The 15,056-nt window shown below is 47.6% G+C and carries 9 protein-coding genes; 3 read left to right on the forward strand and 6 right to left on the reverse strand.

Annotated features, from left to right (window positions below):
* The first annotated feature begins 98 nt into the window (after window positions 1–98).
* Complete coding sequence (locus tag QJS83_RS08040; RefSeq protein WP_284608664.1) at window positions 99–299, forward strand: hypothetical protein; 201 nt, start codon at window positions 99–101, stop codon at window positions 297–299.
* Here the strand turns inward: QJS83_RS08040 and QJS83_RS08045 are convergent.
* Together QJS83_RS08045 and QJS83_RS08050 are read right to left on the reverse strand one after the other, a co-directional pair.
* Window positions 289–8,967, reverse strand: a complete 8,679-nt coding sequence (locus QJS83_RS08045; RefSeq protein WP_284608665.1) for a glycoside hydrolase family 94 protein — start codon at window positions 8,965–8,967, stop codon at window positions 289–291. The genes QJS83_RS08040 and QJS83_RS08045 overlap by 11 nt on opposite strands.
* Window positions 8,968–9,075: 108 nt before the next feature.
* The gene (locus QJS83_RS08050) at window positions 9,076–9,465 is read right to left on the reverse strand and encodes an OsmC family protein (protein WP_284608666.1); all 390 of its coding nucleotides are present in this window, start codon (window positions 9,463–9,465) and stop codon (window positions 9,076–9,078) included.
* A gap of 135 nt (window positions 9,466–9,600) precedes the next feature.
* Here QJS83_RS08050 and QJS83_RS08055 point away from each other — a divergent pair, with 135 nt between their 5' ends.
* Window positions 9,601–10,503 (forward strand): LysR family transcriptional regulator, encoded by a 903-nt coding sequence (locus QJS83_RS08055; protein ID WP_284608667.1) that lies wholly within the window; start codon window positions 9,601–9,603, stop codon window positions 10,501–10,503.
* A gap of 70 nt (window positions 10,504–10,573) precedes the next feature.
* Window positions 10,574–11,116, forward strand: coding sequence for a hypothetical protein (locus QJS83_RS08060; RefSeq protein ID WP_284608668.1), 543 nt, complete (start codon window positions 10,574–10,576; stop codon window positions 11,114–11,116).
* Window positions 11,117–11,190: 74 nt separating this feature from the next.
* Here QJS83_RS08060 and QJS83_RS08065 read toward each other — a convergent pair whose 3' ends face one another.
* From QJS83_RS08065 to QJS83_RS08080, 4 genes are all read right to left on the reverse strand, one after another.
* Window positions 11,191–11,946 (reverse strand): murein L,D-transpeptidase catalytic domain family protein, encoded by a 756-nt coding sequence (locus tag QJS83_RS08065; protein ID WP_284608669.1) that lies wholly within the window; start codon window positions 11,944–11,946, stop codon window positions 11,191–11,193.
* 203 nt (window positions 11,947–12,149) lie between these two features.
* The gene (gene radD / locus QJS83_RS08070) at window positions 12,150–13,874 is read right to left on the reverse strand and encodes a DNA repair helicase RadD (protein WP_284608670.1); all 1,725 of its coding nucleotides are present in this window, start codon (window positions 13,872–13,874) and stop codon (window positions 12,150–12,152) included.
* Window positions 13,875–13,898: 24 nt separating this feature from the next.
* A complete protein-coding gene (locus QJS83_RS08075; protein WP_284608671.1) occupies window positions 13,899–14,654 on the reverse strand; it encodes a hypothetical protein in 756 nt (251 codons plus the stop codon).
* 184 nt (window positions 14,655–14,838) lie between these two features.
* Window positions 14,839–15,027, reverse strand: coding sequence for a hypothetical protein (locus QJS83_RS08080; protein ID WP_284608673.1), 189 nt, complete (start codon window positions 15,025–15,027; stop codon window positions 14,839–14,841).
* Between the last annotated feature and the right edge of the window lie 29 nt (window positions 15,028–15,056).

Consider the following 15,056-nt stretch of genomic DNA (forward strand, 5'->3'; position numbering starts at 1 on the left):
GTCGGAGCCTTTTTTTGTAACTTCACATATCCTGCCTCAGCGCCGTCGAGTTTTCCCACGAGCACAGCTAAAATAGCTGTAGAGCTTGGAGAACTTTGATGGATCTCGAGAAAGAAAAACCGAAAAAGAAGACGTCCTTAACGCCAGAGGAAACTGCTCGGGAAGAAAATATTCTTGAGATTGATATCTATGAAACCGTCAACTCCCGTTCCTTTGATCACAACTTCGAAATTCTGATTCATCACTATAAAAAACGCCAGGATGTGGCGCCCGATAAGAAAAAACACCTTACACTTTAAAGACAACCTCATGGGTTTTCCCGTCATCCACAAGCTGCACCTCAAGCTTCTCGGAAGTTTTTCTTCCGGCACTTTGCTCAATCCGAATTTTGTAAAAACTTGATTTGTAACGGTAGTGAATCTCGTAGTACGGCCACTCCGACGGAACACAAGGTTTTAACACCAAACGATCTCGATGCCGCTCAAAACCCAAGAGGGATTCTAAACCCGCGCGATAAAACCACGAAGCCGAACCGGTGTACCAGCTCCACCCGCCCCGTCCCACATGTGGTTCCACGGCGTAAACATCCGCGGCAACAACGTAAGGTTCGATTTTATATTTATGAACACCTTCCCGGTTTCTTGTGTGGTGAATCGGATTCAGCATATTGAAAATACTGTAAACCTTTTCTTTCTCGCGAAGTTCGGCGTAGGCCATCATCACCCACAAAGCGGCATGCGTGTACTGGCCGCCATTCTCGCGAACGCCCGGCACATAACCTTTGATGTAGCCTGGATCTAGCGAAGTTTTATCAAAAGGCGGAGTCAAAAGCAGAATCAGCTTTTTGTCCTTAAGAATAAGATGACGATCCACACTTTCCATGCCCTGAAGTTGGCGCTCGGGATCTCCAGCTTTTGAGAGCACCGACCAAGTTTGCGCTAAAGAGTCGATCCGTGCTTCTTCATTATGGGCGGAGCCAATCGGTGTGCCGTCGTCAAAGTAAGCCCGGCGATACCACTCACCATCCCACGCGTTTTTCTCGACGTTTTCTTTGAGCACTCGCATGTGCTGACTATATTTTTTCTTTTGCTCGGAATCGCAAAACGGTAAAAAGTCCTCAAGAACTTTATGAAGGAACCACGCCATCCAGACGCTTTCGCCCTGGCCTTTTTCGCCGACGCGGTTCATCCCGTCATTCCAGTCTCCGCAGCCGATAAGCGGGAGTCCGTGCGCACCCAGTTTCAAGGAATGTTCGATCGTGCGCAGGCAGTGATCCAACAATGTCGCTTTTTGTGAAGAGACTTTCGGTTGTGTGTAAGAGTCTTCTTGCTCGGGAGTTAACAGCGGAGCTTCGATAAATGGTGTTTCTTCTTGCAAAATTTGCTCGTCGCCGGTGACACGAATGTAATGACTGACAACGAAAGGCAACCACAAAAGATCATCTGAAAAATGTGTACGTACGCCGCGCCCCGTGGGCGGATGCCACCAGTGCTGAACATCTCCTTCTGGAAACTGTCGCGAAGACGCTCTTAGAATATGCGCGCGCGCCAGCTCCGGAGTCGCATAGACAAAGGCCATACAATCCTGCAGCTGATCGCGGAATCCATAGGCCCCGCCCGATTGATAAAAGGCAGAGCGTGCCCATAAGCGACAAACCATGGCCTGATATAAAAGCCAATGATTCATCAAAATATTCAGGGAAAGATCCGGCGTTTTAACCTGGATAACACCTAAAATCTCATCCCACATTTTACAGACATCCTGAAAAGCTTTATCCACGGCGTGTGCGTCTTGATACTTCCGCAGGATACTTTGCGCACTGTCTTTATCGCTTTGACCTAAAAGAATGATAACCTCGATCTCTTCATGCTCTTTCAACTCAAAAACCGTCTGTAAAGCGCCGCAAGGATCGTGACCTACTCCCGAGCGTCCTCCCAGGGTCTGTCGTGTTAAAGCTTCCGGCGCAGAGGTGTCTCCGTTTCGGCCCAAAAATTCTTTTCTGTCACATGTGAAAGTGACATTGGAACTGTTGATTTTGAAAAATGAAATACGTTCCGCAAATTCATGATTGTAGGCGTTTTTGGCAAAGATCGTTTTACTTTCGTCGGTTTCGGTGAAGATATAAGGCGCGGATTTTTCCCTTTGATTTCCTAAAACCCATTCGACATAAGCCCACAAAGAAATTTTTCGTCGCCGGCCCGAAACGTTTTTGATTTTCAGACGACTGATTTTCACTGAATCCACGCGCGGCACGAACTGGACGAGTGAAAGAGAAACTCCCTTCGTCGTATGCTCGAATTTAGAGTAACCCTGACCATGGCGAATGATATAAAGAGCGCTGTCTCGGATGGGATGAGGCGTGGGACTCCAATACTCCCCCGTTTCTTCATCACGCAGATAAAATATCTCGCCGGAAGGATCGCTCACGGGATCGTTTGACCACGGTGTTAAACGGTTTTCGCGACTATTCACGGACCACGTGAATCCCGCGCCGGTTTCACTGACTTGAAAACCAAAATCGTGAGCATTGGCGATCACATTAATCCAGGGTGCTGGCGTCCACTGATCGTCGCGCAGGCAGATGACATACTCTTTTCCATCTTTTGAAAATCCACCAAGGCCGTTGAAAAAATCCAATTCCGGCGGCTGCAATGCCGGCGTTGCATAGTCGCGGGGTTCCCGTTCTGCCCTAAAGGCGCTGGCATATTTCTCTGCGGGCACTCGGCGCGCCACTTGTTCCTTCAGAGTTCCCCACTCTGAAGAGAGCACAACGCGAGCCATGGCTTGAATAAAGGCGCGATCTTTTTGTGGCATCGTATCCAAGCGAAGAGGAAACACGCCGCCGGGTTTGTTCAGCCAGCCCTGCGAACCGCTGTAGCGAATCTGCCTTTGCACTTCTTCGAAGAGTTCTTGCAGATAAGTGCTTTTCGAATCGCTGAGAATCACAAAATCATAAGACAGACCTTTTAAGCGAAGATATTCGTGCCCGCGCAAAAGTTTTCGCACAATGCCCATATCCTTTTTATCGCTTACGGTTAGAACAACAATAGGCAAATCCCCGCTGATCCCGTAAGGCCAAAGACTTGCCTGTTCGCGAATATTCACTGCCCGCAAATGCGATGGCTGTCGCAATGACGAGTCTGAATATAAAATTCTTTCCGCGAGTCTTTGAAACAAATAGGCCGCCTCTGAATCCATTCCCAAGTGTCGCAGATCAATTCGTGACTTCGTCCACGCCAACTTGCTTTCACGGTCAAATGAATGAATGTCGTGATAACGATCGGCCATCATTAAAACCTTGTCGCGTGTAGGTGCGATACCGGTTGTGAATAAAATCTTTCGCGTGCCTCCGGGAGGAACCCGAACACGGACCCGCAAGCAGAGCGTCGGGTCCAACGTGGAGCCGATCGTATTAGAAAGCTGCCGGCCTTCGGTTAACGCTGCGGCGTTAAGAAGACTTTTTCCCCGTCCTATAAAGCGCGCGCGATCGGTTTCGTACTCGATATCTCCTTCATAGGCGCCATCGGAAGTCACGCTGTGCAGTCCCCACACCTCACTTTTTTTACTTAAGCGCGGACGGCGGCGGGCGATCAAAGTATGTTTAGAAGCAAGATACTCTGTCTGCAAAAACAAATTGCTAAAAGCGGGATGCGCTTGATCCTCCGCAAGAGGCGCCAACACCGGTTCCATATAGCTTGTCACTTCAAAGTAACGGTCTTTAAAGGAATCATTGATGATGCTTACTTGGCGAAGCTCCAAATCGTCCTCCGGAGCCACAATCACTTGCATGTGCGTGCGAATATCCCGGTCTTCCCGCCAAAACTCAACCTTGTCTTCGGTGAAGATAGCTTTGTAGCCTTCGGGATCTTTGATATTAGGCTGAAACGTCGCGGACCAGACTTCTTTTTTGTCGAGATCACGGATGAAAACAAAGCTGCCCCAGTGATCTCGCGTTCCGTCTTCACGCCACCGTGTTAAAGCCAAACCCTCGCACTTCGAATATCCCGATCCCGCCGTGGAAAGCATTAATGAGTATTTACCGTTTGAAAGAATCTGCACACGCGGACTGTGATGGCTGGCATCGTCGTAAACCCGCGAGAAAGACTTAAGCAATGAATCTCCCGCTCCGTCCCACTCAATTTCGGCGGCTTTAGGAACTGTAAGAGCGACCTTCTGCGGGATACGTTCTTGCAAAAGAAGTTGTGCGGCCCGAACACGAGGTTCCGAATGAAAGCGTTCTTGCATCACATCGCTGTGCAAGACGTTGTTTACTGCAATCAAACTCATCCCCTGGTGATGCGCCATAAATGAACGAATCACAGAAAATCTCTGATCAGCGGAAAGACGTTCGGGGGTATAATCAATCGATTCGTAATAGCCGTAACTTGTAAGAATATTTTGTTGCGCCAGTGCTTTGAGATTTTTCACCGCTACATTCGGATTAACCATCGCCGCCAAAAAACTTGAATAAGGAGAGACCACGAGATCATGTCCCAAACCGCGTTTTAAACCCAAACCGGGAATTCCAAAAGGACCGTATTGGTAATTAAAATTTAAATCGCGCGCATTGTATCCCGCCTCGGAAATACCCCAAGGCACTTTCAACTTACGCCCGTAATTGACCTGGCGATGAACCACGGCTTGCATCGTCTCAAAGAGCAAAGTGTTTTCGTAATTTTTCATGATCAATTGAGGCATCAGATATTCAAACATCGACGCCGACCACGAAATCAGGGCACGACCTCCTTCAACAGGCACCAGTTGACGGCCCAAGCGGAACCAATGCTTTTGATCAACGTCCCCTTTTATAATAGAAATAAAACTCGCAAGGCGCGCTTCGGAAGCAAGAAGATCATAATAAGCATTGTCGAGTCGATTTTCGCCAACGTTAAAACCGATCGAAAAAACCTCGCGGTCAGGGTCAATAAGAAATGCAAAGTTCATTTTTTGGAAAAGGTCGTCACAATCTTGCATGACTTCATCGGCTGCAGCACGAACGGCTTGCAGGTTGGTATTCGCGCGACGGCAGCAATCAATAAGGGTGTCGATGTCGTAAGACGACAGCCGCGTCGCTTTCTGCTTAAGTTCGGTTAGCTTAACCGCCGCTTCTCCATTTATTCTGCTGAGGTCGTTCACACTTAGATTCTGATCGAGCATCTCAAGAATAGCTTGCCACTCGGGAAGCAGTTTTTCATGAAATGTCCTGAGTTCCGTTTCGACGTTACGGTAAGAACTAAAAATCCACGGAGCGTACAGCTCAATGTCCGTATCCAAATCGCTGGTTAAACTTGTCAATGAGCGAATCCATAAATGCAGACGCAAGTAATGGCGAGCGCCATGTTCAAGTTCTAAAGCGGCGACGCTGTCGTTAATGTCATCGAAACTTTGTTTTAAAAAGCGCAAAAGACCGGACCACTCCCGCAAGGTATGAGGACGCGCGTTGGCTAAAAGACGTTTGCTTTCTTCGATACGCTCTAACAAATGAGTTGCGCTGATGGCACTTGTGCTTTGCCGTTGGTGTTGCAGCAAACGAAGTTCCGCCTCCAGCAACTTCACTGTGACCGTCATGCTTTTGACGATTTGCACGTTGAACAAGCGCGTTCTTTTAAATTCGTCGCAAGATTGTTTTGCCGCCAACAAATAACCGGCTAAATTGCCGCTATCGACGACAGACACGTATTTGGGATAAAGAGGCGCCAAGGTTTGCGTGTCATACCAGTTCAAAAGATGGCCTTCGTACTTTTCCAGCTTTTTTACCGTATCAAGCAAAGATCTTAAACGCTCTAAACAACCGCGCAGTCCCAAGTATCCCAAATCGCGCGCCGACACAAGCGCCAAAGCATAAAGCCCGATATTGGTCGGCGACGTTCGATGCGCAATGACCACTTCGGGATCTTCCTGAATATTATCCGGAGGCAGCCAATTATCTTGCGGTCCAACGAACGTTTCAAAAAAATGCCAAATGCGACGGGCCACTTCAGAGAAAAATAATTTTTCATCCGTTTCAAGCTCGGGCTTGCGCTTTTGCAAGCGCAAGTGCGTAATTCGCGCCACCTGCGGGTAACTCATCCAGATTAATATAATCGGTAAAGCTAAAAGCGTCGCCGACAAGGGGCCTTTGATAAGAATCATCCATAACAATAGCAACAGAACGCCTTCAACGACCCATGGCTGCTGCCATAACGGTTTTTGGTGATGGCTCTGCCCGCGATTGATTTGCGCTGAAGCGACCCACTCTAAACATTTTTCTCCGCTGACTTCACTGCGATATAAGGCGCGAATGATAGCATCCAATTCCACGTATGCTTTATGCGGAAGAAAGACCATAGACAGAAGAAACTGCCCGAGACTCATTTTCGTTTTGCCCAGCTCGGTCCAAAAGCCGCTCGACCACGGAATGCCGCGAGGACTGACAAAGAGACCGTTTGCCACATGCAGGAAACAAGGAAAGGCCACAATCAACGCGGCAAACCCGGTCCAAAAGAAAGCACTTCCCGGAAGAGTCAGCCAACCCAAGGCGAACAGAAGAAATAGAAAAAGAGCAACCAGACTGCGACGGAGATTATCGTAAATCTTCCAGCGCGAAATAAACGGAAGAGTATTGCGCACGCGTTTTTTAGAGGCATCGGGAACAAAAGGTAACACCCACCGCGCAATTTGCCAGTCGCCACGCACCCAACGATGCTGACGTTGCACGAAAGAAAAATAATTACTGGGATAATCGTCGAGAAGTTCTATATCCGTCGCCAGAGCGGCGCGCGCGTACAAGCCCTCGAAAAGGTCATGGCTTAGGATTGTGTTTTCGGGAACTCGATCTTTCAACGCCGCTTCGAAAGCGTCAATGTCGTAAAGACCTTTTCCCGTGAAACTGCCTTCATCAAATAAGTCCTGGTAAACATCCGAGATCGCCGTCGTATACGGATCAATCCCCGTGTGTCCTGAAAAAATCATCGAGAACGTCGAATGAGAAGAACTTTCCAGCGAGATCGAAATCCGTGGCTGAATAATCCCGTAGCCTTGAACGACTCGGCCTTTCTCGGCATCATAAACGGCTTTGTTCAAAGGATGAAGAGCCGTGCCGATAAGAATTTTTGCAGTATCCAATCCCAGCTGCGTATCCGCGTCTAAAGTGATGACGTAGCGAAAGCTGGTCAGAAGCGATGCCGGCGCCGTCACGTTCACAAAACTGGTATCACGGGCTCCGCGAAGCAAGCGATTGAGTTCGTGGATTTTTCCCCTTTTTCTTTCCCACCCCATCCATTTTTTTTCAGCCTCATTCCAGAGACGCCGGCGATGAAAAACAAAAAAATGCTCGCCGTAAGTTTTATTCAGCCGCGCGACTCCGGAAAGGGCTGTTTGCAGCAGCTCCTCGTCATTCTCCGTGATTTCAACAGGGGCATCGCTAAAATCCGTCACTAAAGAAAAATAGATATTCTTTTCATTGTTTCCCAGATAGTGAACTTCAAGGCGGCCAATCAGCTCTTGAATCGTGTCTTTATCAGCCAGCAGACAGGGAATAATAACCAGGGTGCGGGCCTCCGCCGGAACGCCCGAGGTTAGATCCATCTTTGCAAGACGCCGAGGCTTCAGAAGATGCGTCAGGATAAAATTCACCAAGCTCACGGCCAGATCACTGCAAGGAATAAGCAAAAGGACCGTCAATCCGATGAGAGCTCCGACCGAAGCCGCGTGCGAGTGCGCGTAACAAAGAGGTATGGCAAGAATAGCGACAATACATAGAACAAGAACACCTAGATAAAACAACGTGGGACGTTTTCTGATGCCCCGATTGAGGGATTCATTCCATTTTGGTTTGTATTTAAAATTTTTCTCGAGCTCTGGAAGGCCCTGAGTTTTTAAAAAATAACCGACATGCAGATTCTTTTGCGCCGCCAGAGCCACCGCTTTTCTGGCGATGTCACGCTCGTGCGCTTTCGTTCTTTTACCAATACGTTCAATCGTATGCCGATATTCATCCCGCGTCTGAAAGTCCATGCCTTGATAATGGCCTGTGGGATCTTCCGCCAAATCGCGATCCAGTAAGCTGACGTCCTCAAAAAAGTTCTTCCAATTGATATTGGAAAGAAGCCGCATGCTGGAAATAATATTGGCAATGGTGATTTGATTCGCAGCTTGATGCTGATGTTCGCGATGAACAGTTTCTTCGACGGTACAGTCACATTTTTTAAGCGTGTTTTCCAGATACTCCAAAGCCGGCCAAATATCCAACTCTTGGTCGCGCAATCTTTGCGCCAACTGAGAGATAAAGGCATACTCCGTTTCGATATTTTTCCCGCAATGCAAAGATATCTTTTCGATAATTCTTTTAAGATCTTCGGGTTCTTTGGCCTTATCAATAATTTCATCGGCCAAAACGTTGGCAGCGTTACGTTGATTGCGATCCCAGACCACGCGCAAAGAGACACGGCGTGCGTTTTCGACCAAAGCTAAACGCAAAGTGATCGCCACGGCCCACAACTCACCTATGTTCAAATAAGATTTCGTCTGAAACGAACGGATGAAGCTACGAATCGTTTCCAGCTCCAGGCGGCTATCGGTGTGCGCGACCAACGCCAAAGCCAAAGCGTAAATACGCGGATAGCCAGCAAGGTCGCCAATCGAAAGCTTCGGCAGCTCCTCATAATAGGATTTCGGAAGGTCTTCTTTGATTTCGCGAAGCTGTTCTTCGACAATATGAAAGTTATCGATCAGCCATTCCGCCGCCGGCGAAACCGCTTCTTTATTTTCAATGGAGTCGATCAAGGTCCGATAAGCCGCCAGCAGCTTATCTCCGTTTTCTTTCATCCGACGAAGCAAAGGACGACTTAATTGCGGCGCTTTATCCGTTCGCAAATGCTCCGCCAGATACAGAGCATACTCTTCGAGTCGTTCAGCGCTGTAGATTTCACCGCGGATGGGCTCTTCAACAATATCGCTGAGAGACGGATACAACGTCCTTTTTTTCATCAAGCATGTCTCCCCGCTGACCTGATTTCCTCTTCAAACTATTTTTTATTTCTGAAGAAAAAAGGTCTCAACTTGCGGAGTGCAGTTTTGCGAAAAGACAGCTGAGTATTACGCCTCGATCATGTTTGTGGTAATGACCGCACCTTTGCTAAGAAAGCGGTGGATAGGACATTTCTCCGCAATCGTCGTCAACATTTGTTTTTGTTCTGCGGAAAGCGGACCTGCAAGTTTGATGGTTCTGGCAATTTTATTTTCTGCGCCCTCTGAAACGATTTGCACTTTCACGTCGACATTTTCCAGCGGCCAGGATTTTCTTTTCGCATACATTTGCAAAGTGATCGCCGTGCAAGAAGCCAAGGCCACTTCCAAATAATCGTGCGGGCTTGGTGCGCTGCCTTGACCTCCCAACTCTTTTGCCACATCCGTGCGCAGTTGGAAATTTCCGGTATTAATTTCGTAAGTGAAACCTTCAATAAGCTTTGCTGATTCGATAGTCATATCTTTCCTAACGTCTGAAACCTTTTTTAAGAGTAAAACAATTCCTGCTTTCTGATTAGTCCCTTTTTCGCGAAATCTTTATGCACGGTATTGGATAATCATAGATTATTATGCAGCATCTGCTAGGATCGGAGCATGGATTTAAATGAAATCATGATTTTTGTTAAAGTCGTTCAGGCGGGAAGCTTCAATCAAGCCGCGAAACTTTTAGGAATGCCGAACTCCACGGTCAGCGCTAAAGTTTCAGCCCTGGAAAAACGCCTGGGCGTGACACTGCTCCACCGAACCACTCGAAAATTGCAGATCACGCAGGCCGGGCAAGCTTTTTTCAATCGCAGCCTCACGGCCCTGCAAGAGCTGCAAGGTGCCGAGGCTGAGGTCACCTTAAACCAAGGCGAACCGCAGGGTGTTTTGCGACTGACCGCTCCTAGCGTTTTCGGTAGCACGCTTTTACCGGAAGTGATTTCTCAGTATCTTGAGAAATATCCCAAAATGACTGTCGATTTGATTTTTGCGGACCGGGTTGTCGACCTTATCTCCGAAGGTGTTGATCTGGCAATTCGCGCGGGCGAACTGCAGGACTCAACATTGATCGCAAAAAAAATCGGGGTCAGCTATTTTGCGCCCTTCGCCTCGGCGGCTTACTTAAAGAAAAATGGAACTCCGATTCATCCCAAGGATCTTCGCTCTCATAAGTGTTTGCAATTTGCGCCGTTAGGCCGAGATAAGTGGGAGCTTGTGAATAAAAATAAAAACAAGATCAGCGTCTCTTTGGTGGGAAAAGTTATCGCGGACGATCTGCATGTCATTAAGGACTTCGCTCTGAATGGCGAAGGGATCGCTCTTCTGCCGACCTTTTTATGCGAAATGGAAACCAAAAAGAATCGCTTAGTCCGCATTCTTCCCGAGTGGCGCTCTGACGTGCGCAATATTCACTTCGTCTATCCGCCGCAAAAGTTCCCGGCGCCTAAGTTTCAGGCCTTTATGGATATCGCCTTAGATGTCCTCAAAAATCGACTCAAGGAGACGGAACTTTAGAGTCAGTTTGACACCAAACTCTTTGGCCCCTAGTTTGCTTTAGGACTTTTCACCAACCATCGGGGGTCAAATGATGTCAGCTCTAAGAAATTCTGTAATTTTGGTACTTTCTGCCTGTTGTTTCTTCTTCGCGACGAACGCTCACGCACAAGATCGCAATGCCGAAAGAATCCGCATTCTTGAATCTCGCGTTTATCAATTAGAAGGCGCGCTTTCCCAAATCAATCAAAGACTGACAAATCTAGAATATGGGCAACGTCCCCCTCCATTTCCAGAGCCCGGCCGCACTGAAGTTGCTTGTATGATTACGGACTCTGGCTATTCAAAAGTTTTCTTGGGAAAAGGGCGCGTGAAATTAGAGGCGGAAGCAGCCGCGCGTGAGAGTTGCGGTAAAGCTGTTCACCCTTCCTACTGCCAAGGCTCTATCAAGTGCAGCGATAAAGAACCTCTTGTTCGCGGGGCTATCTGTGTGATCACAGATACAGGCTACTCAAAAACTTTCAAAGCGGAAGGCATCACAATTCTTGAGGCCGAATACAAAGCTCGCAAAGCTTGCGGCGACCAAGTTCATCCTTCGTACTGCACGGGCGCGATTCGCTGCGATTCTTTCTAGGTCTATGAACTGGAGTTTTGAAAATAAAAAAGGCGTCGATTTTATTCGACGCCTTTTTTTTGTGCTTCTGGTATTTAGTTCACAGCGTAGATCAAGCTTCCACCTTTAAGGTATTTGATCACTGCTTGGATATTCTCCATCGAAACCGCAGGACATCCCCAGCTTCTTCCCTGTTTCACGTTGGTGTCTTGCACGTAGTTCGCTCCGTGAATAACAACCGCTCTTGAACGCGCCTTGGAGTTGGTGGAAGAAAGTCCGTCTAAACGAAGAGACAAACCGTGCGCACCGTAATAAGTTTCGGCCGTGCGATAGTAACCCAGCGAACTCGCGTGCGCGCCCGATGTGTTGCTAAACTTTTCCGCAAAACCGTCATGATTCGCGTCAGAGCCTTTGCCGTGAGCCACCCGAATAGACCAAACTTCACCCGTCTTCATGCTGACGATGTAAAAACGCGGCTCCGAAGAATTCTTCGAGAAATCAATCACGGAAATATAATCTTGATTTCTAAATCCATTTTTATTCGCCTCAAAATAAACTAAAGCATCCGCCAAAGCTTTTGTGGGCACAACCCGTGTTGGATCCACGTAGCTGTATTTTTGTAGAATCCCCTCGCGCTGACCCGCATTCAAATTTGCGGAAGCATCTTGAGGGATTTGCGCCGCCGCTTGATCATCGCCGACCGGCTGCTCTTGAACTGTGTCATCTGGCAAACTAGGTAGATCTGCCGCATTGCTGTTGGAGCCGCATGCCCCAAGGGTTAAGAAAGAAGTGATGAGTAAAAGCGTTCCAAAACGTACAAGCAAAGTTTTGTTAGCATCAGCAATTTGCATTCGTCCTCCGTGAACTTTGTTGTTGTGCATGGAGAAACCTTAGCGGAAGAAAATTACAGAAAGGAAAAAATCATTGCTGAAACATTAAGAATAGGACCTAGTACCTAAGATGATTTGAGGAGATCTTTGAACGCGCAAGAATTTTGTGTCATCGCACACAACAAGGTTTGTCAAGACACATAGAGGGCAATGGAAATTAGAAACTATTCAAAAATTTTTTCGCGAATATTCCAGAACTGTTTGTGCTTTCTAGCAATCACAAACATCGGCATACGAAAGTTTTTTTGAAGAGCAAACGCCTCGTCAAGGTTGCGCACGGACATTTTCTTTTCCGGAACCCGAGCGTGCATGCGAATAAAGTTGAAATAAAAAGCCCGGCAATCTTCGGAAGAGTTCAAATAAAAATATTCTTTAAGAACTTGCGCGTCTGCATCGTAGTAATGCACTTCCAGGCGCGGAGTTCCCTTCTTATCCATTGTTTTATGGAAAGCCATGGTTTCAACGCGCATCACGTGCGCATCTTTTAGCAGCATGGCCTCTTTAAGCTTCTTATCTGTATCCACCAAGACATTTGCACACGAAGCACACTGGCGAGCCGCGATGTCATTCTCTTCACCGCATTTCTCACAGCGCTTGAAGCGAAAACGAAAACCGCACTCGTCCAATTCTTTCGTCACCGGATCTTCGAAAGCTGCTTTGCATTTTCGCCCATAGTGCTCAATAAGCTGTCCCTCGGGATCGACGAGTCCCCAAAAGTGATTCGTAACCCCGCACTGCGGGCACACGATTTCCACGCTAACGGATTCTTTGTTCGGTTTATCGTCGTCAATTTCGGGAGAATAAATATCATGTCCTTGTCCCGTATAATCCAGAATCAAACAATCCGATTTTCCGGGGCTTAAGCGCAAACCGCGGCCGATGATTTGCTGGTAAAGACTGACAGACTCCGTCGGGCGAAGAATTGCAATAACATCCACATGAGGCGCATCGAAGCCCGTCGTCAAAACAGAAACATTGACCAGATATTTCAGTTTTTGCGCCTTAAACGCTTCAATAATTTCGTCGCGCTCCTGGTCAGGTGTATCCCCGACCACCAATGCCGCAACGTAAGGAGGCAAGCTCTGCATGATCTCGATGGCGTGATTTACTGAGCTGGTGAAAATCATCACACCTTTACGGTCCGCCGCCATATCGATGATGTTTTTGATAATAAGAGGCGTGATTCGTTTTTGATCTTTAAGCAGCGCTTCAACCTGCGCCATCACAAAACGCCCGTGCTGCAATTTTAAACTGGAAAAATCATAACACGCCACCGGCGAGTCGATCTTCACAGGCGGAGTCAAAAACTTGTTCTTAATAAGATAACGGACGGAAAGTTCATAGATGCATTTCTTAAAGAACCGCTCTTCGTGAGTTTGCTGCAGTTTTTTCTCTGTATGGTATTGATAAATCCAGCCCAAACCCAAACGGTACGGTGTCGCTGTTAATCCCAGAATACACAAACCTGGATTCAGCTCTTGAAGCTTCGTTATAACTTGCAGGTATTGGGTTTCACCATCGACGGAAACGCGATGACACTCGTCAATGACCAGCAAAGAAAAATTCTGAAAGAAATCTTCAGGTGCGCGCGCAATGGATTGAATGCTGCCAAAGATGACCTTGTGATCCATTTCTTTGCGGTTCAATCCGGCCGAAAAAATTCCTGCCTCTAAACCGAACGAAACGTATTTAGCGTGGTTCTGCTCTACCAGTTCGCGAACGTGCGCTAAAACTAAAACCCTCCCCTTTGCCAAACGCGCAAGCTCGGCGATGACCAAACTTTTCCCGGCCCCCGTCGGTAAAACAACCACAGCCGGGGATTTCTCTTGGCGAAAATGGCGCAGCGTCGCCTGCACGGCTTCTTGTTGATAGGAGCGGAGCTGATACATAGGAATATATAAGCTTAAGAAGGCCTAAGGGACCACTCTAAAAGATCGTGATGGCGGAGCATCATCTTTATACTTCAAAAGCTCGAGCTGAGGAACGGTAACATTCTCTTTTTCTTTTGTGATTTTGATTGTGCCATAGCGGCCTTCCACACGTAACCCGTCAATGGTTGCCAAAAAATCAATTAACGAAAGAGACGTTTTCTCGCTGACTCGAACGCTGGTGTGATAGTTCGACGCATAAATATAAAACTCTCCCTTTACATTCATCATGTCGAAAACCTTTTGCAGGGACGTATGCAAATCGTGAGTGTAAGACACCACACCAAAGACGTCGGTCACAAGATCCGCTTTCTTCCAAGTATGTGTCGGTTGCGTTTCAAAAGCCCCTTCTTTGACTTGTAATTTCCCGTCAAACTTCGGCGGCGAGAACCAACGATCCAGTTTATAAGCGACGGCTGTCGCTTGCGCAGCAGACTGCGAATGAGGAAAGGATTTTATATAGGCGATTTGCGCATTGGCTTTACCGGCACCAAGATCGATCCAATGCTGCTCCGGGGAGAGTTTTTGCAGGCTGTCTTTAAAATCTTTATGAAGAACTTCGCCATATTCGAAGAGGTCGCGATTCGTAACAAATTTATTCTTTTGCACTCGCGCGGAAATTTCCCAATGGCTAACAAGGAAAAGTGAAGAGCACTGCTCCGCCGCTGCCGCCGCACTCGAAGTGCCAACGCCAGAAAACAATATGACAAAGCCGACCACCGCATTTAGAAAATGTCTCAAAATGATACCTCACCTTTTCACTCTAAAGAAGTGCAAGGACGAGACTCGGTCGGCATTAATATATTGGATTTCAAGAGGCCTTCCCTGCCTAAGTTGCCCAATTTCGGCAGATGAAAAGAGTCTGAATTAAAAAAGCGGCCCAGCGACCGCTCTTTGCGTGCAAGTAATGGGTGAACGCGCAAGATTATGCGCGATTCTTTTTGCTGGGCGAGCCCGGATGTTTTGCTTCGTTCATTTCGGCTTCTTCCCGTTTTGCGGATGGACTGGGATGATCCATTTGTTTATTGCGACTTTGTTGGTGTTGCGCTTTCAAAGCGCCATCGTACCTCTTGCTCGTTTGACTGAAGCCTCTGTTCTTATGATGACCCGACATAACCACCTCCTGCGCCTTAGGATAACAAT

Source organism: Bdellovibrio sp. 22V, assembly GCF_030169785.1.
Lineage (GTDB): Bacteria > Bdellovibrionota > Bdellovibrionia > Bdellovibrionales > Bdellovibrionaceae > Bdellovibrio.